Here is a 23091-nt window from a genome sequence, read left to right as displayed (position 1 = left end):
GGTTTGATAATCGTTTTAATTAGATGAATACCTTTAGCAAAATAACCTTACTCATTTGTGGGGTTATTTTGTCTGTGTATTTAATTCAACTTTCACTATTTAATCAAGGAAAGCACAAGGACGATTCGACTCAATCCCCTACACCTAAATTGTCTGATACTGCGACACCCCCGAAAACACCATCTGTGCTATTTAATCAAACTCCAAGTTTTGACGGCGAGGGTGAAAATGATGCAGACTCAAATGGATCAGAACCAGAGGCAATACAAGACTACATTGTAGAATGTGATTTAGGTCAAATTACTGATTATGCAGAATTGAGCAACTCAGAAGTCTTTGCCACCTTTGAGACCTCCCCCTCGATGGACAAACAGTTGGCTTATGCATTTTTCTCTGATGTATCTGAACAAAACACACGATTAGACAAGTTATTATCCTTTAACCAGACTTTCCCCGGCAACCCATTGGCCTTGGAGCAGCTGTTAGGGTTGTGTACAGAAGTGAAAAGTCATCAGGGCTGCAACCAGCAATTAGTCGATCAGGCGATATCTGCTGGCGGCGATAATGGTGGGATGTGGTTTGCCATAGCCAACTTTTATGCCAGTAGAAATGCCACAGATTTGGTTAAAAATGCCCTTCGTCAAGTCACTACATCGCCACTATTTAAAGAGAGCTTTGCTGAGTATATTCGACTCTATACTGACAGCTTACAAGGCCGTCCAAATGAGAACTTTACCCAAAATGCCCTTTCTGCTTTTGCTGCTGCAGCTTCACAGCCCAGCTTTTATAATATTATCTCTAGGTTGTGCACGGAAAAGCCCAAACAGGACGAAGAGTTCTTGCAGCTTTGTTTATCTTTAGGGGAAACCATGGAACTTCAAGGTAAAACCAATATTACGCAAAATATTGGTATGGCTTATCAAGAGGTAGTTTATGAGCTTGAAGGGAATGATTTGGCTTTGGATGAACTGGCGCTAAGAAGAGAACAACACTTTGAAAATTCAATTGTTCTTTTTAATAAGGCAACGAATCTGGCGTTATTTGATCAGCGCTTATTTCGCAGTTGGTTAGATAACCTTAGTAATTTAGGTGAACAAGCAGCAGCTAATTTATTGGTTGAAGAAGCCATCGAACTGTCGAAAAACCGTTACTATAAACCTTGTTCTTAAGGGGTCTTTAGCTTTATTGGAAAATTAACTGTGAACTTGGTACTAACCTTTTACAATCATCTGTGAGGCTTGTGCCTTGCAAGCCTCGAACTCATATTTAGTTTGCGACACTCGGGAAGACACTAAGCCTCCTTGCAGCAAAGCAAACACTAGCACAGCGAGTTCTTTGGGAGATTGACTACTAAGTGCAAATTCTCCTGAGTCTCTGCCGTTTTGAATGATCCTGATTAATGAATTCTGATGCAGATTATATAACTTTTGTACTTTTAATTTTGTCCCCTCGGGTACTGCATCCCAAGTGGCTGCAAAGCTAGCGGCAGGACACAGCTTTTGCGCAGCTTCAATATGTTTTTCAAACCAACTTAGATAAATCTTTAATTGAATTTGTGAGGGTTCATGTTGAATATCCAGCAAACTCTGCTGCAGCATCGTGGTTAATCGCTCAACGATGGCTTCGCCTAAATCTTCCTTAGTTTTGAAATGATAATAAACACTGCCTTTTTTAATGCCAATACCTGACGCGAGTGTTTGGAAGGAAACACTTGAAAATGATTTGGTTTGCAACAATTCTTGCGCCAGATTCAAAAGTGCAGTTTTAGTGGGATTTACGCTATTCATTTCCCTACCTTACGATAGGTTTTGAAAGGGTTCAACATTTCTTAAAAGTAAATATAGGCATGCAGAACCTTCTTTGTTGAAGTTGAAATTACAAACTATCTTTTCTTTCTTTGAGTAATGTGAATGTATAAATGTATCCATACACACCGGTAAAAAAGATACTGGGTGCAACGGTCAACCATAGATTAGGGGTGTGATTTAACCAATTCACCGTTATCGCAATACTGGCTTGAACCAGCAAAGGGAGAAGGGGAGCCAGAAGTGTTCCAGGTACAGCAGCGCCACTGGCTTTTTGCGCCGACAAATTTAATGCCGCATTAAAGGTCTTGAAAATGGCGATATTTTGAGTAGTTTTTGAATGTACTGTGCAGATAATGGGTACGACAAAGATTAAGGAAAAACTACTTTGACCAAATTTCTGTACGGACTTTTCCAATGCAAAAGTGAACATTAAGGTAATGGTTGCACTTAACGTGCCCTGAACCATGGCTGAGCGTAACACCAAGGCGGAATCCGTTGAAACCATATTGTTTGCCCAATATGTCCAAGCAAAATAAAATACAAAGGAAATAAGAGCGGATAGCACTAAACGTAATCTAGATGACATAGTTGTCCTTGCTTGGGTGAAACTAATGAATAACCTGTGTTTTAGGCTAAAATTAAAGGTAATTAACAAACTGAAATTCAGTTGACTACCTCACTAGACCTTTAATCTTCGACTTCCATTTCATAACAATGATCCTTTGCATCATTTGATAACTATACTGTAGTCTATTGTGAAATTAATCCTCAATAAATGGAGTGTTAGATGGCAACTGTTACATTACAAGGTAATTCTTTTGAAACTGTGGGAGAGTTACCTGCAGTAGGAAGTAAAGCGCCTGACTTCAACTTAGTTAAAGTTGACTTGTCACCTGCTAGCCTGTCTGATTATGCGGGAACGCGCCTTATTCTGAATATCTTTCCGTCCGTTGATACTGCTACTTGTGCTACTTCAGTCCGCAAGTTTAATGAAAAAGCGGCAAGTTTGGAAAATACCAAGGTTATTTGTGTGTCAAAAGATCTGCCTTTCGCAGCCGCTAGATTTTGTGGTGCAGAAGGAATTGACAATGTCATAAACGGATCGAGTTTTCGCAGTTCTTTTGGTGAAGATTATGGTGTTACTTTCAAAACTGGGCCCTTGTCTGGTTTACTATCAAGGGCGGTCGTGGTTATAGATACGGATGGCACAGTAATGTTTACTCAACAAGTGGCTGAAACCACTAACGAACCGGATTACGACGCTGTCCTCTCTGCGTTGTGAGCAGTGATTACCATTTAAGAATACAACAAGTGAGCTTATGAGCTATTAAGTCTCTTCCTGCAAAGGAAGGGATTTTTTCACTTTAGGTGCGAGATTAACGTGAGTTTTTGTGTTTTGGTTATTCATAGCGTGCCAAATGGCATGTTATTCACTGCTGTACTTGCCTTGACTGATTTAACTTGGAGTAAGCAATGATAGTGATTGTGTGCGGAGTGTGTGGAACAGGGAAGTCAACGATTGGCAATCAATTGGCCCTGGAGTTAGATCTGCCTTTTTTCGATGCAGATGATTTTCATCCCCAATCTAATCTTCAGAAGATGAAAAATGGAAGCCCACTTAATGATAGTGATCGCCAGCCTTGGCTCGAAAATCTATCGTTAAATCTAGCAAATTGGGAAAACAAAGGTGGCGCAGTACTAGCCTGTTCCGGCTTGAAAGAGTCGTATCGGCAAACCTTACAAGGGAAATGTAGTGGAGAGGTCAAGTGGATAGTACTTAATGGTCCACGAGCACTGCTCCTTGAGCGACTTAAGGATAGGCGCGGACATTTTTTCGACCCCAATCTACTCGACTCACAACTAGAAACCTTTGAATTACCCGACTACGGTTATTGGGTTGATATAACGCAAAGACCGGATGAAATCGTCGCTAGCCTTTCGCAACGTTTGCAAAAATAAAAAAGACGTCACAATTGACGTCTTCTTGATGATCCTATTAAGCGGTCAGTCTTCTTTATTAAACAGCGCTTCTAGGTTTAACCCTTGATGACCTAACATATCTCGTAACCGCCGCAAGGCTTCTACTTGGATCTGTCTAACTCTTTCTCTGGTGAGGCCAATTTCAGAGCCAACGTCTTCAAGAGTAGATGGTTCGTAACCCATTAAGCCAAAGCGACGAGCCAACACTTCCCGTTGTTTTGGGTTGAGTTCTTCTAACCAGCGAACGATGCTACATTTGATATCTTTATCCTGTAGATCTTCTTCTGGGCCATAACCTTTTTCGTCCGCGATGATATCCAACAGTGCCTTATCATTTTCACTTCCGATAGGGGTATCTACAGATGTTATCCTCTCGTTTAATCGCAGCATCTTAGTGACGTCTTCTACGGGTCTGTCGAGGGAACCTGCAATCTCTTCTGCGGTAGGCTCGTGGTCTAGTTTTTGGGCGAGTTCACGTGAAGCCCTAAGGTACACGTTCAATTCTTTCACCACGTGGATTGGTAATCGAATAGTACGGGTTTGATTCATTATTGCTCTTTCGATGGTTTGTCTTATCCACCAAGTAGCGTATGTTGAGAAGCGAAATCCCCGCTCAGGGTCATACTTTTCAACGGCTCGAATTAAGCCTAAATTTCCTTCCTCTATCAAGTCTAATAAAGCCAATCCACGATTATTGTAACGTCGTGCTATTTTGACCACCAAACGCAAGTTACTGACGATCATCCGTTTGCGGGATGCTTCGTCCCCCTTTAAAGCGCGTCTTGCAAAATATACTTCTTCTTCTGCAGACAACAAAGGTGAAAAACCTATTTCACCTAAATACAACTGCGTAGCATCCAAGTTTTTTTGAATTTCATCTTGGCCTGCTAGTATTTCTTCCATGGGATCTTTCTCATCATCGGCTTCAATTTTTGCTAACTCAGAGTCGATTTCTTTTTCGTCTACAACCGGCTCAGCCAAATTTACAACGATGGTATTTTTGTCACCCATATAATTCTCCTAAAAGATTTTTATTTAGTCCACTTTTCTCCTGTAGGCCTTTCTAATTATTATTTATTGTTATTATTTGCTAGGTAGATACTTTAAAGGATCAACTGATTTACCCCTGTACCTAACTTCAAAACGAAGCTTAATTTTGTCGGTACCTGTACTACCCATCGAGGCTATTTTTTGCCCCGCTGCAACCCACTGCTGCTCTTTAACAAACACAGTATCGTTATGCGCATAAGCACTCAAAAACGATTCAGAGTGCTTAATTATGATCAACTGACCATAACCTCTCAAAGCATTACCTGTATAAACAACCTTACCACCAGCGGCAGCAACGACTTTGTCGCCTCTCGAGCCACTGATTTCAATACCTCGGCTACCTTGCTCTGAAAGAGAAAACTTAGTTGCTAATTGTCCTTTTGCAGGCCATATCCATTTTTCTATTCTACTAGGGAATTCAATGGTTTCTGACCGCTTGTAAGGCTTGTTAACATCTTTGTTACTTTCACCATACGCTTGCTTTTGCGGCGGGTCAACTGTCCTGTTTGTTTTTGTTTTTCTGGTCTGACCAGGTGGGTTATTTATCCTGTTTTTAACCTGTTTAGGTGCTGATTTCAAGACTAATTCTTGCCCTGGATATATGGAATAAGGCTTTTTGATTTTGTTAATGGAGGCAATGTCGCGATAATCATTGCCAGAAAACCAAGCAATTGAAAATAGGGTATCACCTTTTTGGACGATGTACTTATCGCCTTTGAATTGGTCTTTTGGAAAGTCGCGGTAGTCTCTACCTTGATATAGTTCGATTACTGGGGCTGGGGTAGAGCGACTGGAACAGGCAGCCACAAAAATACTGGTTAAAACTAACAGCAATATCAAGCCTCGCTTCGAGATTAAACTGTGTTTTATCGTATTAGTCCATAACCTCGTCAGCGTTTGCATCTGTTTTAATCCGGTGTAGTGCCTAACTTTTCTAAAAGAAACACCATCATCACGCCAATAAACATCAAGGCGATGGCGGGTAAGAGTTGGGCTGACAATCCGCTGGCTGCTTCGTATGTAGCTGGTAAAACATTATTTTCAACTAACGGAATGACTTTTCCATGACGGTTTACCACGCTTTCCACAACCAGTTTCCATGGCCAGACTTTATTTAAAGATCCCAACATAAAGCCACCCAGTAAGGCTAACGTCATGGTTTTATGTTTTTCGAACATCCAGTGCAATATGCGCGAAAATGAAAGTAACCCCACTACACAGCCTGAAGCAAATAAGGTTAAAGTTGCTAACTGAAATGATTTTACGGCACTTAATATCGGCATATACATACCTAATAATAGTAAGATGAAGCTGCCTGAAATGCCCGGAAGGATCATCGCGCATATTGCGATCATACCCGACACGAAGATCATGATATTTGTGGCTTCAACATGTGTGGGAGTAATAGTGGTGATATAAAAAGCCAAAAGCGCGCCCAACAGAAAGGCCGCTATTATACTCGGATGCCATTTTTCGATATGCCGCACCACAGACCAAACTGCAGCCAATATTAAACCAAAGAAAAACGACCAGAGTAAACTGGGGTAGCTGTCGAGCAAAAATATAACAATGTGAGAAACACTAATTACGCTGACTAGAATTCCTGCAAATACGCAAGCCAGAAAAGCACCATTGATATGTTTCCATGCAGCTAAAATACCTTGTTTAAATAGTACGCTTAAGGCTTCAGGACCACATTGCTTAAGGGAATATATGAGTTCTTCATAAATACCTGTCATAAAAGCAATAGTCCCGCCAGATACGCCAGGAATGGCATCTGCTGCCCCCATCAAGGCTCCTTTAATCCCTAGGCTAACAAATTGCTTGGTGTTTCTTTTAATTGGTTTCACTTTTACTTCCTGTAATTAAAGCCTTTAAATGATATCGCCTGCCACCAAAGGAACAAAACGCACGGCTTCTACTATTGTGGTATTAAACTCGTCTTGGTTGCGCACAACAACATGGAGCTTTTGCTCATCAGTGCCCACCGGAATGACCAACATACCCCCGTCATTCAGTTGCTGATATAGATCTGTGGGCATGTGGCTGGCCGCCGCGGTGACTATAATACCGTCAAATGGCCCTTTATTCGCCCAACCTTTCCAGCCATCACCATGCTTCATGGATACGTTATGCAGATCAAGTTGGTTCATTCTGCGTTTCGCTTGGAACTGCAACGCTTTAATACGCTCAACACTAAATACGTTATCAAATAGTTGAGCCAAAATCGCCGTTTGGTATCCAGATCCTGTACCAATTTCTAAAACAGAGTGGTTTGGAGCATCAGAATTGAGTAAAAGTTCTGTCATCTTAGCGACAATATAGGGTTGGGAAATGGTTTGCCCTTGGCCAATAGGTAGTGCCGTGTTTTCGTAAGCTTTATGATGCAATACATCTGGCAGAAACAACTCTCGAGGAGTAGCGGCCACAGCCCCTAATACTCGCTGTTCCTGTATACCTTCAGCATGTATCAATTGAGCTAAAGTTTGACCTTTTCTAGTGGCGCGTTTCATGTGATTCCTTGTACTTCATCTTATTGTTATGTGATTTCTATATTTAACCATTCTTTCATGTCATTTAGGCTATTATAAGCCGTCATATCAACACTTAATGGCGTGACGGAACAGCGGTTTTGAGCCACAGCGTAAAAATCTGTTCCTGGTCCCGCATCTTGCTCTTGGCCGATTGCGCCATACCAATACACATCCTGACCCTGAGGGTCTTTATCTTTTACCATGCTTTCCGCTCGATGGCGACGGCCTTGACGGGTCACTTCGATACCTTTTAAATCTTGGTAGGGAATATCGGGTACATTAATATTGAGAATTTGATCTGCAGGTAAAGGGTGTTTATGTAAGCGCTGAAGAATCTCTACCACGACTTTAGCGGCTGTTTCAAAATGTTTACCATCATGACTTGCTAATGACACTGCAATAGCCGGTAACCCCATGAAACGGCCTTCTGTTGCTGCTGCAACTGTACCTGAATAGATAACATCGTCACCTAAATTGGGGCCGTGATTAATCCCAGAAACCACTAGTGTTGGATCGTTATCTAAAAATTGATTTATACCTAAATGGACGCAATCTGATGGCGTACCATTGACGGCGTAAAATCCGTTGTTCTGTTTTTCTATTCGCAAGGGTTTACGTATGGACAGTGCATTACTAAATGCGCTGCAGTTTTCTTCAGGGGCAATTACGGTCACATCATAAAGTTCACATAAGTGGCTGTACAAGGTTGCTAGCCCTTCGGCAAAAAAACCGTCATCATTGCTCAGCAGTATTTGCATTAATTAACTCTCTTAATACTGACGTTGCAAAGCATCCTGCAGGCAACGAAAATTGTATATTTAGCGTATCAGAACTTATTTGCCACTGTAAGTTTTGTGGTTTCAAGCAAATAGCGCGACGCTCCTGTTTTAGGCCTAAAGATTCTAGTAATTGACACACATTAAGGTGTTGTTTTGCGATTTGTTGTTCCAACTCTTTAACTTCGCCTTGTGTGGCCAAATCGCCGGCTCCCCACATAGGCGCTGACAATACGATATCATTTTTTGTTAAGCGTAACTGAGTTTCAGCATCAATTTGCGAGGCAATGAAAAAACTATTGCTGCCAGTTAAGATACAGGCTTCGCCAGAAAGAGGTGTTGAGTAGTTTTGTTGCTGAAGGCGTTGATGGATAAATTCGTTAAATAACCAGGAACGTAACGCTGAAATTGCCATAGAGCGTTTATTGCGGTTTCGAATGGTTTCACCATTTAACATAGTTTGCGCCAGCAATAAATTTCCACCACTTTGATGATGACGAGACTCACCAAAACGTTGAGCCCCAAAGTAATTTGGCACACCATTTTGTTGAATATACTCTAGCCTTTGCTCTAACTGCGAGGTATCTGATACGCCACGTACAACCATCTCAAAGCGATTCCCTTTTAAAGCGCCTACTCGCAGTTTTTTATTGTGTCGTTTAGATTCCAATATGTTTAAGCCATCTAGGCGTAAATTTTGCCATTCGAAGGTTTGTTTTCCCGGAGCATGCACACCAAACCATTGTTGAGTTAACGCGTATTTATCTTTACGACCAGCATAGGTAATCGCGCGTAATGGTAGTCCACAAAACTTAGCTAAGTGTTCAGCCACAAAAGCGGTATTCAACCCTTCTTTTTGTATCCACAAATGAATATGCTCGCCTTCACCCGTAAGTTCGTATCCTAACTCTTCACGTACGATGAAATCTGCATAACTCGATTTAATCGTACCTGTTGAGGTGGGTGCAGGTTGTTGGTGAAGCCAATGTTCGGTGCTCAGCGCTATCATGAATTCGCTTCTTGAAGTAACACGACTGCATGGCATGCAATCCCTTCTTTTCGACCGGCAAAGCCCAGTTTTTCAGTGGTCGTGGCTTTGACATTCACCTGCTCAATATCAACTTGCAAATCGTCACAGATATTTTGCCTCATGGTGGAAATATGCGGAGCCATTTTGGGCGCTTGGGCAACAATGGTCATATCTAAGTTAGCTAATTGATAACCTTTTTGACGGACTAAATGGTATACATGTTTCAGTAACTGTCGGCTATCTGCCCCTGCATAAGCAGAGTCTGTATCAGGAAAGTGCTTACCAATATCACCTAAGGCACAAGCTCCTAGCAATGCGTCACATAAGGCATGTAACGCAACGTCGCCATCTGAATGGGCAATTAAACCCAATTCATACTCTATCTGCGCACCACATATCACTATGGGGCCTTCACCACCAAACTTATGTACATCGTAACCATGACCAATTCGCATTGTTATTCTTCCTGAGATAAGTAAAAGGTCGCCAATGGTAAATCATTGGGACGGGTAATCTTAATGTTGCGTTCACTACCTTCCACTAAATTCACCGGCCACCCGGCCCATTCCATTGCCGACGCTTCGTCGGTAATAGTGACCCCTTGCGCTAACGCTTTGTGCAGTGCGCTTCTGAGCTGTTCAAGGGGGAAAAGTTGGGGGGTTAAGGCATGCCAGAGTCCTTCCCTATCAACGGTGTTGGCAACACGGTTCAATGTGTTTTGCTGAGCACGCTTCATGGTATCTTTAACGGTCATAGCTAGTATGCCGCCACCATTATTCTTATGGCATAAGCTAAACAACTGATCCAAATCGTGATGGTTGACACAGGGGCGGGCAGCATCATGGACCGCAACCCAATGTGAATCGGTGACCGTATCTAATCCGGCAAGCACTGAATCTGCTCTTTGCGAGCCTCCATCTACTCGGGTTATCCACTTCTCCTGACTTAATGGCAGAGATTCAAAATATGGATCTTGTGGATCAAGTGCAATAACAATATGGGAGATTTTGGGGTGCGTAATTAGCTTTTCAACGGTGTGTTCCAACACCGTTTTATCACCAATTTTCAGATACTGCTTAGGTCTATCGGCGTTCATTCGCTTACCAACCCCTGCTGCAGGTACTATGACGGTAAAGCTTTGCGTATCTTGAGTCATGGATTCCTAGGTCGTTTGCTGTTATTTTGGGCGTGAATTTGAAGGCTATTCTTTAACGTTCAAATCAACAACGTCTATATTCAATAAATTGTTATCGTGGGCAGCGGATTAACGTGGCTCATCTTGTGCTGGCAGTATGCGGTAAAAGGTTTCCCCTTGCTTAATTAATCCAAGCTCATTTCTCGCCCGCTCTTCCATAGCCTCCACGCCTGTTTTTAGGTCGTGAATATCGGCTAAAAGCAAATTATTGCGTTGAATTAAATCCGCATTTCTCGCTTTTTGTTCTTCAACTAGGTGTTTAATTTCAATATAGTCAGGAATACTGTTTTTGCCGAACCAAAGACGGTATTGCAGCAAGAAGCATAAACTCACGAGAATTAATGTGATCCATTTCATATTCGTCTGCCCTCACCACGGTTTCAATCACAATATTATGCCGAGAATCCACAGTCAAAGCCAGTACTAACCGACAACTCAATGGCCGCGGATTGCGTGCAAGCTCTTCTTCACCCAATAATCTATTTGTCTAAACTTTTAAACTCGAAACCTGTAAGACTATGCCCACAGGTTCCGGTACTGTTACAAATGGAATAATTGAGTTAGCTCATGGAACTAATCGTCTGCCTCTTCTAAGGTCATTAACTTGGTATTTCCACCCGATGCTGTGGTATCAATACTAATGGTTTTTTCCGTTAATAAGCGTTGAATCAGGTTATCTGAGTATTCCGAAGTGATAACGGGCAAAATAGCCCCTTCACGCTCGGCCAATTTTTTCGCGAAATAAGCTTTACTGTGACTTTGACTATCAACCACAACCCCAGCAAGTTGGGGGGCTTCTAATAAAGCGTGTAAATGAGACAGTTTAGCCACCTGAAGGACAGCTTCCGGTGCTCCATTTGAGCGCCATTTATTCGCGAACTCAGTAGCTTCATCGTAAAATAAGTCAGACACAACAGCGATAACCACATTACCTGTTGCCAACGCGGTTACAATGGATAGAGCCCAATATTCAAAGGTTACCTGTTCATCGGCGTAACACAATAAAACACCCCTTGGCTCGAGATAGAGAGTATTGGATTCACCTGTTGGACCTGGCAATTCTTTAGGGGCTTTGAGCATTCTCTCAATTTTAATCAACTGCGCTCTAGATACCGCAAGAGTTTGATCTAAATCTTCAGCCAGTTCATCAAGAATATCGACTCTAGCCAGCTTAGCGAGTAATTGACGTACCCAAGATATGCGTGAGGTAAGGTTAGTGGAACGCCAATCAAATTCGGCGTCAGCAGCATGTGACATGATCTTTAGCGCGCCTTTTTCATCAACGCCAGCAGCTTCAAAGACTTGTTGAATTTGCAATTCATCTTTTGCTGGACTTTTCGATGGCGTAGCTTTTTCTATCATTAATCTCGGCAAATAGTTAGGTCCACCTGCTTTAGGGCCGGTGCCCGATAGTCCGCGGCCACCAAAAGGTTGCACGCCAACAATTGCGCCAATCATATCGCGGTTGATGTAGACATTACCGGCGCGAGATAAGCGCCCTAGCTCCATGGCTTTTTCATCAATTCTAGAGTGAACGCCCATGGTTAGACCAAAACCAGTGCTGTTGATTTGTTCTACCACTTTAAGTGTGTCTTTTTCCTTAAATCGGACGATATGCACACAGGGACCGAATACTTCTCGGGTCAATACGTCAATATTGTCAATTTCGTATAATTTTGGTGTGAAATAAAATCCATTTTGACAATCTTCTGGCACAGGAGCGTCATATAACAATTTGCCTTTGCCTTGCATATCAGTGACATGTTGCTGCAAGCTATCAAGGGCTTTTTGGTCAATAACAGGGCCAATATCCGTTGATAACATGGCCGGGTCGCCAACTCTAAGTTCCTGCATGGCACCCACTAACATTTCAATAATGGTATCGGCAATATCTTCTTGTAAAAACAATACTCGCAATGCAGAACAGCGTTGTCCCGCACTTTGGAAGCCAGATGCGATGACGTCATCTATAACTTGCTCAGGTAGTGCAGTCGAATCGACAATCATGCAGTTTTGGCCACCTGTTTCAGCAATAAGGGGGACTTGCTCCGTTCCTCGATTGGCCAATTCTTTGGCAATTAAGCTACCGGTTTGGGTTGAGCCGGTAAAGATCACGGCTTTAATTCTCTCATCGGGTAATAGGGCATCTCCCACCACAGGACCTCTATTCACTACTGTCTGTAATGTGCCCTTTGGCAGTCCAACATTTTCCATCAATTCAACCGCACGAATGGCGATTAAACTTGTTTGCTCTGCAGGTTTGGCAAGCACAGTGTTACCGGTAACCAGTGCTGCAACGACTTGGCCTAAGAAAATGGCTAATGGGAAATTCCACGGGCTAATGCACAGAACAACCCCTCTTGGATTGAGGCGGTTGTCTTCCGATAATTCTTCGGCTCTTGCTGCATAATAACGGCAAAAATCAACCGCTTCACGGATTTCATCAATGGCATCCTGAGCTATTTTTCCAGCTTCTTTTAAACACAAAGCGATTAATTCATCGGAATTGCGTTCTAGGGCATCTGCCGTATGTCTTAATATATCTGCGCGGGCTTCAACAGACGTGTTTGACCATTGATCGAACGCACGCTCTGCTAGCTCAAGTTTGTGTTTTATTTGCGCTGGCGAATCAAAGGTTAAATGCCCTATAGCTTCATCTTGATTGGCTGGATTACGTACCACATGGATGCTTTCATTTTCCGCCGGCTGGGCACCGCAATTTTCTGACTGCCAACGATCTAGGGCAAGCTTAAGTGGCGCAATGTGATTAATATCGGTTAGGTCTAGACCTTTCGAATTAGCTCGCTCATCGCCATATAAATCGATTGGTTTGAGTATTTGCTGATTGTATTTATATTTTAATCTTTGGGTTTTTTCGACTGGGTCTTCGAGTAAATCTTCAACCGGTTTAGTGTCATCAACAATGGCGTTAACAAAAGATGAGTTGGCACCATTTTCCAACAATCTTCTCACCAAATAAGCAAGCAAGTCTTCGTGTTCACCAACGGGCGCATAAACCCGACATTGGACTTTTTCTTCAACTACAATTTGGTCATATAAACTATCGCCCATGCCATGGAGACACTGGAATTCGAAACCGTCTTTGTCATCTCCGGCCAATTCTAGAATGACCGAAGCTGTGTAGGCGTTATGGGTGGCAAATTGCGGATAAATGGTGTCTTTATAGGCTAATAAACGGTTTGCGCAGGCGTGATAGGACACATCTGTGGAAGATTTACGGGTAAATACCGGGAAGTGCTCTAAGCCATCTTGCTGAGCATTCTTAATTTCCGTATCCCAATACGCTCCTTTGACCAGCCGAACCATCATGGTTCGCTCAGTTTTCAAGGTTAAATCCCTTAACCAATCTAGAACGTATAAAGAACGCTTTTGATAGGCCTGAACCGCTATACCGAAGCCACTCCAATTACCCAAATCAGGATCGGAAAATACCTTTTCGATGATATCTAATGAGATATCTAAACGATCCGCTTCTTCTGCGTCTACCGTTAAACCAATGTCATACTCTTTACATAACATACATAGTTGTTTTAACAGCGTTGGAATGACGTCCAACACTTCTTCGCGGTTAGTAAATTCATAGCGGGGATGAATAGCTGATAATTTAACGGAAATACCTGGGCTACGCTTAGGCCCTTTTTTATTCGCTGCTTTACCAATTGCATGAATCGCCTCTTCGTATGCTTCGAAATATTCCTGAGCATCATTGGCGTTGCGAGCCCCTTCACCAAGCATGTCATAGGAATAAACATAACCTTGCTGTTCTTTTTCAGCTGCACGCTCTAAGGCGTCATTGATGTTTTCACCCATAACAAACTGTTTACCCATTACTTTCATAGCAATGTTCATGGCTTTACGAATGACGGGTTCACCCATTTTGCCTAAGGTTTTCTTCAAAAGCCCAATACTATTGCGTTTACGGTGGTCGGTGTAGGAAACCATGTTTCCTGTGAGCAATAATCCCCAAGAAGAGGCATTGACAAATATTGAGTCACTGGTTCCTAAATGCGTACTCCAAGCCCCTTTAGATAGCTTGTCGCGAATCAATGCATCTTGTGATTTTTTGTCTGGTACCCGCAACAATGCTTCTGCTAAACACATCAATACCACGCCTTCTGCGGTGGACAGTGAGTATTCATTTAATAACGCATCTACACCGCCGTGCCCTTCTTGTTCACGACGGATACGTAAAACCATTTTTCTGGCTCGCTCCCACGCTCGACTTCGAGCACTAACAGAGACTTCTGCATCAGGCAGAATATGGTCTACAGCCAAATTCTCGTCAATGCGATAAAAATCTCTTATCTTTTGTCGAATTGGACAACTAGTAACTAAATTACCTTCAAATAGCATGCAGTTTCTCCGTTAAGAATTGTGACAGTGTTAATTGCGCGAGTGTATAGATTGAATTAGCAGAAATACAGTCCAAAAGTAGACCTATTTATACTAGTTTGGAAGAAGAAGTGACGAGAAATGGAAAAAAGGATATTAGGGGTACAAGGGGGGGAATTCAGATTGCAATGCACCTCAATATATGAAGTGCATTGCGCAAATGTCAGATTACATCCATTGGTCACTGCGTTTACGTTTTTTCGGTAAGTAGGCAATGATGACACCAAGCAGAATACTCACTAAAGCAATAATACCCCCACGGGTAAACCACTTCATTTGAGCACTTTGATCTAGCATATCTAGCTCTCGTTGCAGCTTTTGAGTTTCCTTGGTTTGACTTTCCAAGTCTTTTTCTAACACTTTGTTTTGACTGGTTAAGTCTGATAATTGTTGACTTAATAAATCATTGGACTTGTTCAGCTGTGCAATTTGAGAACTGTATTCTTTGACACTTTGCTGTAGTCCCGGAACGAGCACGCGAATACTCTGGTCGCGACTAACATATTGCGACTCTACCCAGCCCGTGCGTTGCTTATCATCAATGACCTCGATAAATCCGGTTTCCTGGTTTTCCTGTAAAACCGTAATGCGAGTACCCGCTGTAACTGAGCCAAGGATGCGATAATTCCTACTCGGACCTGTATGCATAAAAGCAGTTAAGTCATCGGTAATATAACGAATGTCGCCTGAGCCATCATTAGGCTCTTGTTGTGCACTTACGTTGCTAATTGCCAACGCGAAAATAAATAAAATTGTGGTTGAAAGCTTGCCCATAATTCATCAATGTTAATACAAATTTAGACAAATGGTATGGCCTTGGATTGCCAAAGGCAAGTGAAGCTTTGATTGATTGCCTTAGATTGTTCTTAGGAGTATTGTTTAGGCCATTGATTACCCGCTAATTTATCCTCTCATTGGACATAAGTTTTAATGGAAAAAGAAATTGAACTAAAGTTGTTATTACCCAATGGTATTGACGAATCTGACTTATTATCCGCCTTAGGAAAATTTTCAGCGAATATTGAAACGTCAGAATTTACGCTGTTTAATCAATACTTTGATACGCCGGATTGGTTGCTAAGCGCTAATAGCATCGGATTACGCGTTCGAAGTAGCGATAAGGGCATTGAACAGACTGTAAAAACCGCAGGGAAAAGTGTTGGTGGTTTGCATCAACGTCCAGAATATAATGTCTCCATAGACTCATTGTCCCCTTCGTTGGAATTATTTGAGCCTAGCGTTTGGCCGCAAGATATTTCGGTGGCAGAACTACAAGAAACGATCATTCCAATTTTTAACACGGACTTTAAACGGAAAGCTTTCTTCCTGCGCTTATCTGATGGTACTGACGTAGAGTTGGTTTTAGATAAGGGAGCCGTTAGTACTACAGATAATAGTGCTGATATTTGTGAAATGGAATTGGAGCTGAAAAATGGTGATGTTGCAGTGTTGTTCGATATTGCTGAGAAAATGGCAACCTTAGCCCCTAGCCAATTATGTAATTTGAGTAAAGCGGGTAGGGGCTTTACCCTCGCTCGCAATGCGCTGGCGCCATACCCCAAAAAAATCAGCAATGTTAGCCTATCGGACAGTGAAAATTGCGAGTCTGGTTTTATCAAAGGGTTGGGGTATGCCTTGTCGTTTTGGCAACAAGCTGAATATCGTTATATGCAAACTAAAAAAGTGGCCGATCTAATTGATATATACATCGGTTTGCGACTAACCCGCGATTGTGTTCGCTTATATTCTAAACCGCTTAAATGCAAAGCGATGGATGAAGTCAGCCGAGGGCTAAATTTACGCTTAAACAAATGGGCCTGGATTGAACAGGTCAAGAGTATTCGAGCGTTGCGTTCAAAACGCGGAATGTATAGCAAACGTCTAACTCAGCACGATGCACTGGTGAGTTATTTACGGGGCTTGCAAGATGGCACTCTAAATTTGTCTCGTCCTCATTATTTGATTACCCATCAAGATAATTCCATATTGCAACTGCGCTTATCGCGACTTTTGGTAACCTGCCCCTGGCGGAAAAAATCCGACGGCTATACTAAGCCGTTGAAGGAGCACGCAGTTGCGGTTTTGCAGCAAAAATGGCAAACCGTGTTTTCTAGTATTAATGAGAATGTGAGTAGCATGGAAGATTACTTAAAACAGTATAAAGATTTACTCAGTGCTTTGAATACAGACTTGTTGCTTGGGTCATGTTTAGATAACCCGCGGCGTCAACCCTTTTTAGATCCATGGCAGGATGTTTTGGAGGGGATTCAAGAGTTACGCAAGCTTAAAGTCTTTCAAACTAAGCTACTGGATTCTGACGTAGATGATAAATCTGAGCTTTTACAATGGAGTGAGGTTAAGAAAAACAGTCTTTTGTCCGTTATAGAGTTAAGTAAAGGCGTAGCAACCACAGTGGAAACATATTGGTGAACACATAATGGATGAAATGAGTCTCTATCAAATTGCAATCAGCTCTATGCTGGTAGGGTGGTTCATTGGGCTCATTTTAATCTGGGTAAGGTATGGGCAATTTCCCCATGCCAAATTGGCTTTAGTTGCTCTGTTACTCTGGCCTTTTTTACTTTTAGATGAGTGGCTGAAGTTATCCGGTTATGAATCCCAGTTAAGTTTCCTGGTCGGCGCTTCGCAGATCTTTAGTGCAATCATTGCCGCTTGTTTAGTGCTCAGCATTAGGAAACTGACACTGACTAAGTTTGCTAACAATAATGTCTTGTTTTTTATACCTTGCTTAGTGCTGCTGGCAGGTCAATTGCCACTTTGGTTGACGCCAAGTGACACTAGGGTGGGGATGCTCTTTTCCCCTCCAGTTGGGGACGTTTTGGTGAACTGGCCCTATTATGCCACCTATTTATTTAGCGCCATTGTTACTTTGAGTTTTGCGGTGCACGCTGCTGAATACCTCGCTTCTTACCATTATTATTTGTCTGATCAAGTAGTGGATATTGATATTTTTGAAATGCGATTCACCGCCAACGGCTGCTATGTACTCATGTTCACGTCATTTTTATCCATTTGCATCATTGGACTCGCTGTTTTTGATTGGTTACCGGCTGTTGTGCAATGGCAGACGTTAGTCAATATGCTAAACGCCACCGGTACTTTGTACTTACTTTTATTGTTAGTTCAAAACCGAAAATATTCTCCGACGCCATTTGCTTACGCTCAAATGGATAAAAAAGCCTACTCCGAAGATCACCTTAGGTTTACCTTAAAACAGGCTGAAAAAGCCATCATTCAACATAAGGCTTATAAACGCAAAGGACTTAGAATTAAGCAAGTAGCCGAAGCGGCAAATGTGGAACCTGCGGCGCTAGCGTTGGCAACCCGGTTTGTGCTTAATCGAAACTTCCGCGCTTTTGTTTATCACTACCGACTAGAATATGCTAAAAAAGTACTTATGCGTACGGATCAAAAAGTCACCAGCGTAGCTAAACGCCTAGGATTCAATTCTGAAAAATACTTAAGCAATGTGTTTGTAAAATACATTGGTTTGATGAGTAAACGAGATAAGAAGAAAAACACCGAAGACGTGAAAATGCGTTCCCCAAAAACAGCCAAATAATCAACTTGGCAAACTATATTAGCGGTTTTCTGCTTTGATATAATTAAACGATTAAAGTAATCACTTTTAAACATTTAAATTCAATGGGTACTCTGTGTACACTCAATCTAGTTTTTGGACATGGTAACCAAAGCTAACATTTAACGAGTTCTACTAGAATATATTTAACATTTAGCTTGATGGGAATTATGGACTATCTTTAAACGTTTATATTAGTAGTTCTAGCCAACAATCTAATGGGAAGAATATGAAAGCATCAGATTTATTTGTACAAGCATTAGAAGCCGAAGGAGTCGAATATGTATTTGGTATTCCCGGCGAAGAAAACCTCGATTTATTAGAGTCTTTAAGAAAGTCGTCTATCAAGCTTATACTTACCAGACATGAACAAGGGGCTGGTTTCATGGCTGCAACCTATGGTCGTTTGACCGGAAAAGTTGGCGTCTGTTTATCGACTCTTGGTCCAGGTGCTACAAACTTAGTTACCCCAGCAGCTTATGCACAACTTGGTGCTATGCCGATGTTAATGATCACCGGTCAAAAACCCATTAAAACGAGTAAGCAAGGTCGTTTTCAAGTGATAGATGCGGTTGATATGATGCGTCCATTAACTAAATATACCACTCAGGTAGTAAGTGGTGACCGGATTCCTTCTATCGTTCGTGAAGCATTTCGTTTGGCCCACGAAGAACGTCCTGGTGCTGTGCACATCGAATTACCTGAAGATATTGCTGCCGAAAAAACCAATGCTCAGTTAATTGAAGCGAGTGTAGTAAGGCGTCCAATTGCAGAAGATAAGAGCATCAATCGTGCTGTTGATATGATTGAATCAGCAAAATCACCTGTGTTACTTATTGGTGCTGCAGCAAATCGCAAACTGACTGCAAAAATGCTCAAAGAGTTCGTTGAAAAGACCGGTATCCCATACATAACCACACAAATGGGCAAAGGCGTTTTAGATGAAAGTGGTCAGCTATTTATGGGCAACACTGCATTGTCTGATGGCGACTTTGTACACCGAGTAATTTCACGGGCTGATTTAATTATTAACGTGGGCCATGATGTAGTTGAAAAGCCGCCATTTTTCATGAGTAATGATGGCAAAAAAGTCATTCATGTTAATTTTGCGTCCGCTGCGGTAGATCCTGTTTACTTCCCGCAATTAGAAGTGGTAGGTGATATTGCCAATAGCATATGGCAAATTAAACAAAAAATTACTCCATCTAATAATTGGAAGCTTGATTTTTACAGTGACGTTCATGATGCCTATATTGCCCATCGCAAAGTGTCAGAAGATGATGATCGCTTTCCTATTTTACCAGAGCGTTTCGTGCGAGACATACGCACGGCCATGCCAAAAAATGGCATTGTGACCTTAGATAACGGCGTATATAAGATTTGGTTTGCTCGAAATTATCCGGCTTACCTTCCCAACACGCTATTACTTGATAACGCCCTAGCGACCATGGGTGCAGGCCTACCTTCGGCCATGGCTGCTAAAATTGTGTATCCAGAGAAATCAGTTATTACCGTATGTGGTGATGGCGGATTTATGATGAACAGCCAAGAAATGGAAACCGCGGTGCGTCTTGATTTACATATAGTCGTCATTATTTTACGTGATGACGCCTATGGCATGATTAAATGGAAACAAGCGCATATGTCGTTTGATAATTTCGGTTTAGATTATGGCAATCCCGACTTCGTTAAGTATGCGGAAAGTTATGGTGCTAAGGGGTGGCGAATTAACTCTGCAGAAGAGTTGTTACCACGAGTTGAAGCTTGTTTAGCTGAACCTGCTGTGCATCTAATTGATGTGCCAGTTGATTATTCTTTGAATGACCAGACGTTAAATAAAACCATTCGCGAACTTAGCCAAAAACTATAGGAGCAACTATGTTACAGAAAGCTTATCCATATTACTTAGCGAATAAAGCGGTCTATGCCAATCAAGATTTAGTCGTGACGAACAAATATACTGGCGAGAATGCTACCACAGTGGCGATGGCTAAAGCTGACGTGATTGAACAAGCAATTGACGCTGCAGAAAAAAGCCAAGCGGCGCTCACAGCAATGAAACCTTACGAGCGTCAAGAGATCTTAAATCATTGCGTAAAACGTTTTGAAGAGCGTTTTGAAGAATTAGCTTATGCCTTGTGTATTGAAGCCGGAAAACCCATTAAAGATGCTCGTGGTGAAGTGACCCGCCTAATTGATACCTTCAAAATTGCTGCTGAAGAGTCGGTTAGAATCACCGGTGAAGTGATGAATTTGGAAATTACACCTCGTGCCAAAGGTTATCAGGGGATGTATAAAAAAGTACCTATCGGTCCTTGTTCCTTTATTTCTCCCTTTAATTTTCCATTGAATTTGGCGGCGCACAAAGTCGCGCCTGCGTTAGCCGTTGGTTGTGCTTTTGTACTAAAACCAGCCAGCCGTACGCCGTTGGGAGCCTTAATTATTGGTGAAATTTTAGCCGAAACTGATTTGCCTGAGGGAGCCTTTTCAATTTTACCCTGTAGTCGTGATGGTGCAGACTTATTTACCACAGATGATCGCTTTAAATTACTAAGCTTTACTGGTTCACCTGATGTGGGCTGGGATCTGAAAGCGCGAGCGGGCAAAAAGCCTGTGATTTTAGAGCTTGGTGGTAATGCAGGTTGCATTGTTGACCATGATACAGACTTAGATGATGCCATTGAACGTATTGTTTTTGGTGCTTATTATCAATCTGGTCAAAGTTGTATTAGCGTGCAGCGAGTATTAATACATGAATCCATCTATGCTGAATTTAAACAGCGTTATGTGGAAAAAGTGTCGAATTTAGTGCATGGCGATCCATTGAGTGAAAACACTTTTATCGGCCCTATGATTTCCGAATCTGAAGCGTCTCGTCTTGATGATTGGATTGCTGAAGCTAAATCGAAAGGGGCCAGTGTTCTATGTGGTGGTAAACGTGATGGCGCAATGCTGCAAGCAACGGTAATGGAAAACGTACCTAGCGACGCAAGTATCAATGCTGATGAGGCTTTTGGTCCAGTATCAATTATCGCGCCTTTTCAAGATTACGACGATGCCCTTGAGGAAATAAATAACAGCCAGTTTGGTTTGCAAGCCGGTGTGTTTACCCGCGACATTTATAAAGCTCATAAAGCATGGGATGTATTAGATGTCGGTGGCGTTGTGATTGGCGATGTACCGAGTTGGCGTGTAGATAATATGCCTTATGGTGGCGTAAAGGAGTCAGGCTTAGGGCGTGAAGGTATTCGCTATGCTATCGAAGATATGACAGAACTGCGCTTAATGGTGTTAAGAACGCCGCAGTAGTTTAACCAATAAATCATTTAAAGGGCCTGCTAGGCCCTTTTTTAATTTTTAGCCTGCATCAATCAACAAAAGCCTCTAGGAGTATTTGCTGAGTAAATTGTTTACGTAAATAAAACCCTCTTGGCCGGGTTTTTACCCTTTGTCCATCAGCACCAATTGCGTCCGTTAATGCTTTACCATCGGCCGCTTTAGGACGAATTTGTAATGCCTGCCCATGTTTTGCAGTGATGTGTTCTACCCCACCTAATACAATCATGTCCATTAACTCTTCCCAGTCTTGTTTGAGTACTGCCAGTTGAGCTTGACTGGGTTGCCAAAGTACTGGTGTGGCAATCCTTCTTTGTGCTGGTAATAGTTCACGGCTACCTTCTACAGGCACCCACAAAACACAATTGAGTTTATTTCTAACATTGCTAGTCTCCCAGGTAACGCCAGAAACGTTAAGTAAATGTGCGAAACACACATAGGTTGTTTCTAATGGCAAGCCCTGTGAATCTATGGGTAAGGTTTTTAATTCTACGCCTAAGTCGGGAAAATCCTGTTCGGGATTAGATCCAGCTTGAGCACCTAAAAACAGTTCTAATAACTGTCCCGTCCAGCCTTTTTCGCGTTTAAAATTAGCCGGAACTTGTATATTTGCCCAATTGGCTAATTCGCCTAACGTTAGACCAGCTAACGCTTGAGCACGAGTGACAAGCTCATCAATAGTCTTTGGGGGATTGGTAGCGGGCTTGATCAAATTTAACCTTTTTTACTATTTTTTATTCGTTGTTACGCCGGTTTGGCGATGATATTGCTTTGCTTGACCCTTAGTTTATGGAAGAATGGCAAAATATTAAAGAAATCAATCCCCCTGGGAGTCAAAGTGATTGATGCCGAAGGTTTCCGCGCGAATGTCGGTATAGTGATTTGCAATAGAATGGGGCAAGTATTTTGGGCAAAGCGCTATGGACAACATTCATGGCAGTTTCCACAAGGCGGAATAGATCAAGGTGAAACTGCTGAACAGGCTATGTATCGTGAGTTAAATGAGGAAGTTGGATTAAAACCAGAAAACGTTAAAATTCTTGGAGTGACTAAAAATTGGGTCAGATATAAATTACCCAAAAGATTGATTAGGCAGGGAACTAATCCAGTTTGTATTGGACAAAAGCAGAAGTGGTTTTTGCTGCAACTTGAATGCAAAGAGTCAGACGTGGATGTGTTGAGTTCCGGGCATCCTGAATTTGATGATTGGCGATGGGTCAGTTTTTGGTATCCAGTAAGAAACGTTGTGTCATTTAAACGTGATGTATATCGGCGCGTAATGAAAGAATTCGTGTCTTTTGCCATGCCGATTTACACAAAAAACAATCAGTCTCAACGGAATCGTAGACGACGGAGATAGTTTTAAAG

Annotated in this window: 22 protein-coding genes; 8 read left to right on the top strand and 14 right to left on the bottom strand. The window is 42.1% G+C overall.

The features are described 5' to 3' along the window. Positions 1-68: 68 nt before the first annotated feature. Positions 69-1169, top strand: coding sequence for a hypothetical protein (locus tag Q4574_RS03205; protein ID WP_303471425.1), 1101 nt, complete (start codon positions 69-71; stop codon positions 1167-1169). A 42-nt stretch (positions 1170-1211) separates the two neighbouring features. Here the strand turns inward: Q4574_RS03205 and Q4574_RS03200 are convergent, their stop codons facing one another. Continuing rightward, positions 1212-1787 (bottom strand): TetR/AcrR family transcriptional regulator, encoded by a 576-nt coding sequence (locus tag Q4574_RS03200; protein ID WP_303471424.1) that lies wholly within the window; start codon positions 1785-1787, stop codon positions 1212-1214. Positions 1788-1875: 88 nt separating this feature from the next. Then, positions 1876-2394 (bottom strand): hypothetical protein, encoded by a 519-nt coding sequence (locus Q4574_RS03195; protein ID WP_303471423.1) that lies wholly within the window; start codon positions 2392-2394, stop codon positions 1876-1878. Positions 2395-2595: 201 nt separating this feature from the next. Here Q4574_RS03195 and tpx point away from each other — a divergent pair, with 201 nt between their 5' ends. Next, complete coding sequence (tpx, locus tag Q4574_RS03190) at positions 2596-3090, top strand: thiol peroxidase (protein ID WP_303471421.1); 495 nt, start codon at positions 2596-2598, stop codon at positions 3088-3090. 191 nt (positions 3091-3281) lie between these two features. Then, positions 3282-3767 (top strand): gluconokinase, encoded by a 486-nt coding sequence (locus tag Q4574_RS03185; protein ID WP_303471419.1) that lies wholly within the window; start codon positions 3282-3284, stop codon positions 3765-3767. 45 nt (positions 3768-3812) lie between these two features. Here the strand turns inward: Q4574_RS03185 and rpoS are convergent, their stop codons facing one another. From rpoS to Q4574_RS03130, 11 genes are all read right to left on the bottom strand, one after another. Beyond that, positions 3813-4799, bottom strand: coding sequence for an RNA polymerase sigma factor RpoS (rpoS, locus tag Q4574_RS03180; RefSeq protein WP_303471417.1), 987 nt, complete (start codon positions 4797-4799; stop codon positions 3813-3815). Between the two features lie 72 nt (positions 4800-4871). After that, on the bottom strand, positions 4872-5672 hold the full coding sequence (locus Q4574_RS03175) for a peptidoglycan DD-metalloendopeptidase family protein (protein WP_303471384.1): 801 nt from the start codon (positions 5670-5672) through the stop codon (positions 4872-4874). Between the two features lie 74 nt (positions 5673-5746). Beyond that, positions 5747-6688, bottom strand: a complete 942-nt coding sequence (locus Q4574_RS03170; protein WP_303471381.1) for a DUF368 domain-containing protein — start codon at positions 6686-6688, stop codon at positions 5747-5749. A gap of 24 nt (positions 6689-6712) precedes the next feature. Beyond that, positions 6713-7351: a protein-L-isoaspartate(D-aspartate) O-methyltransferase gene (locus Q4574_RS03165; protein ID WP_303471377.1), complete on the bottom strand. Its 639-nt coding sequence runs from the start codon at positions 7349-7351 to the stop codon at positions 6713-6715. A 26-nt stretch (positions 7352-7377) separates the two neighbouring features. Further along, positions 7378-8130 carry a 5'/3'-nucleotidase SurE gene (gene surE / locus Q4574_RS03160; protein ID WP_303471374.1) on the bottom strand — a complete coding sequence of 251 codons (753 nt, stop codon included), beginning with the start codon at positions 8128-8130 and terminating at the stop codon, positions 7378-7380. Continuing rightward, positions 8108-9157 carry a tRNA pseudouridine(13) synthase TruD gene (gene truD / locus Q4574_RS03155; RefSeq protein WP_303471372.1) on the bottom strand — a complete coding sequence of 350 codons (1050 nt, stop codon included), beginning with the start codon at positions 9155-9157 and terminating at the stop codon, positions 8108-8110. The genes surE and truD overlap by 23 nt, the downstream gene beginning before the upstream one ends. Next, entirely contained in the window at positions 9154-9633 is a 480-nt protein-coding gene (gene ispF, locus Q4574_RS03150; RefSeq protein WP_303471369.1) for a 2-C-methyl-D-erythritol 2,4-cyclodiphosphate synthase, read from the bottom strand. Before ispF ends, truD begins: the two co-directional genes overlap by 4 nt. A 2-nt stretch (positions 9634-9635) precedes the next feature. Continuing rightward, complete coding sequence (gene ispD, locus Q4574_RS03145; protein WP_303471367.1) at positions 9636-10334, bottom strand: 2-C-methyl-D-erythritol 4-phosphate cytidylyltransferase; 699 nt, start codon at positions 10332-10334, stop codon at positions 9636-9638. Positions 10335-10442: 108 nt separating this feature from the next. Next, positions 10443-10730 carry a cell division protein FtsB gene (ftsB, locus tag Q4574_RS03140; RefSeq protein WP_303471365.1) on the bottom strand — a complete coding sequence of 96 codons (288 nt, stop codon included), beginning with the start codon at positions 10728-10730 and terminating at the stop codon, positions 10443-10445. Positions 10731-10946: 216 nt separating this feature from the next. After that, the gene (gene putA, locus Q4574_RS03135; protein ID WP_303471362.1) at positions 10947-14747 is read right to left on the bottom strand and encodes a bifunctional proline dehydrogenase/L-glutamate gamma-semialdehyde dehydrogenase PutA; all 3801 of its coding nucleotides are present in this window, start codon (positions 14745-14747) and stop codon (positions 10947-10949) included. A gap of 207 nt (positions 14748-14954) precedes the next feature. Then, the gene (locus tag Q4574_RS03130; RefSeq protein WP_303471359.1) at positions 14955-15560 is read right to left on the bottom strand and encodes a TIGR04211 family SH3 domain-containing protein; all 606 of its coding nucleotides are present in this window, start codon (positions 15558-15560) and stop codon (positions 14955-14957) included. Between the two features lie 156 nt (positions 15561-15716). Between Q4574_RS03130 and Q4574_RS03125 the strand changes: the two genes are divergently transcribed. The 4 genes from Q4574_RS03125 to Q4574_RS03110 all read left to right on the top strand — a co-directional run bounded on the left by Q4574_RS03125 (position 15717) and on the right by Q4574_RS03110 (position 21696). Next, positions 15717-17216, top strand: a complete 1500-nt coding sequence (locus Q4574_RS03125) for an inorganic triphosphatase (protein ID WP_303471358.1) — start codon at positions 15717-15719, stop codon at positions 17214-17216. A 7-nt stretch (positions 17217-17223) separates the two neighbouring features. After that, on the top strand, positions 17224-18369 hold the full coding sequence (locus Q4574_RS03120) for a helix-turn-helix transcriptional regulator (RefSeq protein WP_303471355.1): 1146 nt from the start codon (positions 17224-17226) through the stop codon (positions 18367-18369). Positions 18370-18616: 247 nt separating this feature from the next. After that, complete coding sequence (locus Q4574_RS03115) at positions 18617-20257, top strand: acetolactate synthase large subunit (RefSeq protein WP_303471352.1); 1641 nt, start codon at positions 18617-18619, stop codon at positions 20255-20257. Between the two features lie 8 nt (positions 20258-20265). Further along, positions 20266-21696, top strand: coding sequence for an aldehyde dehydrogenase family protein (locus Q4574_RS03110; RefSeq protein ID WP_303471349.1), 1431 nt, complete (start codon positions 20266-20268; stop codon positions 21694-21696). A 58-nt stretch (positions 21697-21754) separates the two neighbouring features. Here the strand turns inward: Q4574_RS03110 and mutH are convergent, their stop codons facing one another. Next, positions 21755-22432, bottom strand: a complete 678-nt coding sequence (mutH, locus tag Q4574_RS03105; protein WP_303471680.1) for a DNA mismatch repair endonuclease MutH — start codon at positions 22430-22432, stop codon at positions 21755-21757. A 129-nt stretch (positions 22433-22561) separates the two neighbouring features. Here mutH and rppH point away from each other — a divergent pair, with 129 nt between their 5' ends. Beyond that, positions 22562-23083: an RNA pyrophosphohydrolase gene (gene rppH, locus Q4574_RS03100; protein ID WP_303471346.1), complete on the top strand. Its 522-nt coding sequence runs from the start codon at positions 22562-22564 to the stop codon at positions 23081-23083. The last annotated feature ends 8 nt before the right edge of the window (positions 23084-23091 follow it).

It is taken from the genome of Aliiglaciecola sp. 3_MG-2023, from assembly GCF_030548205.1.
Lineage (GTDB): Bacteria > Pseudomonadota > Gammaproteobacteria > Enterobacterales > Alteromonadaceae > Aliiglaciecola.
This window is presented reverse-complemented; position numbering and strand designations above follow the sequence as displayed.

Bases quoted from the DNA above. Each gene is read 5' to 3' on its own strand.
- Q4574_RS03200 (WP_303471424.1), bottom strand. From the start codon at position 1,787: ATGAATAGCGTAAATCCCACTAAAACTGCACTTTTGAATCTGGCGCAA.
- Q4574_RS03195 (WP_303471423.1), bottom strand. From the start codon at position 2,394: ATGTCATCTAGATTACGTTTAGTGCTATCCGCTCTTATTTCCTTTGTA.
- tpx (WP_303471421.1), top strand. From the start codon at position 2,596: ATGGCAACTGTTACATTACAAGGTAATTCTTTTGAAACTGTGGGAGAG.
- Q4574_RS03185 (WP_303471419.1), top strand. From the start codon at position 3,282: ATGATAGTGATTGTGTGCGGAGTGTGTGGAACAGGGAAGTCAACGATT.
- rpoS (WP_303471417.1), bottom strand. From the start codon at position 4,799: ATGGGTGACAAAAATACCATCGTTGTAAATTTGGCTGAGCCGGTTGTA.
- Q4574_RS03165 (WP_303471377.1), bottom strand. From the start codon at position 7,351: ATGAAACGCGCCACTAGAAAAGGTCAAACTTTAGCTCAATTGATACAT.
- surE (WP_303471374.1), bottom strand. From the start codon at position 8,130: ATGCAAATACTGCTGAGCAATGATGACGGTTTTTTTGCCGAAGGGCTA.
- truD (WP_303471372.1), bottom strand. From the start codon at position 9,157: ATGATAGCGCTGAGCACCGAACATTGGCTTCACCAACAACCTGCACCC.
- ispF (WP_303471369.1), bottom strand. From the start codon at position 9,633: ATGCGAATTGGTCATGGTTACGATGTACATAAGTTTGGTGGTGAAGGC.
- ispD (WP_303471367.1), bottom strand. From the start codon at position 10,334: ATGACTCAAGATACGCAAAGCTTTACCGTCATAGTACCTGCAGCAGGG.
- ftsB (WP_303471365.1), bottom strand. From the start codon at position 10,730: ATGAAATGGATCACATTAATTCTCGTGAGTTTATGCTTCTTGCTGCAA.
- putA (WP_303471362.1), bottom strand. From the start codon at position 14,747: ATGCTATTTGAAGGTAATTTAGTTACTAGTTGTCCAATTCGACAAAAG.
- Q4574_RS03130 (WP_303471359.1), bottom strand. From the start codon at position 15,560: ATGGGCAAGCTTTCAACCACAATTTTATTTATTTTCGCGTTGGCAATT.
- Q4574_RS03125 (WP_303471358.1), top strand. From the start codon at position 15,717: ATGGAAAAAGAAATTGAACTAAAGTTGTTATTACCCAATGGTATTGAC.
- Q4574_RS03120 (WP_303471355.1), top strand. From the start codon at position 17,224: ATGGATGAAATGAGTCTCTATCAAATTGCAATCAGCTCTATGCTGGTA.
- Q4574_RS03115 (WP_303471352.1), top strand. From the start codon at position 18,617: ATGAAAGCATCAGATTTATTTGTACAAGCATTAGAAGCCGAAGGAGTC.
- Q4574_RS03110 (WP_303471349.1), top strand. From the start codon at position 20,266: ATGTTACAGAAAGCTTATCCATATTACTTAGCGAATAAAGCGGTCTAT.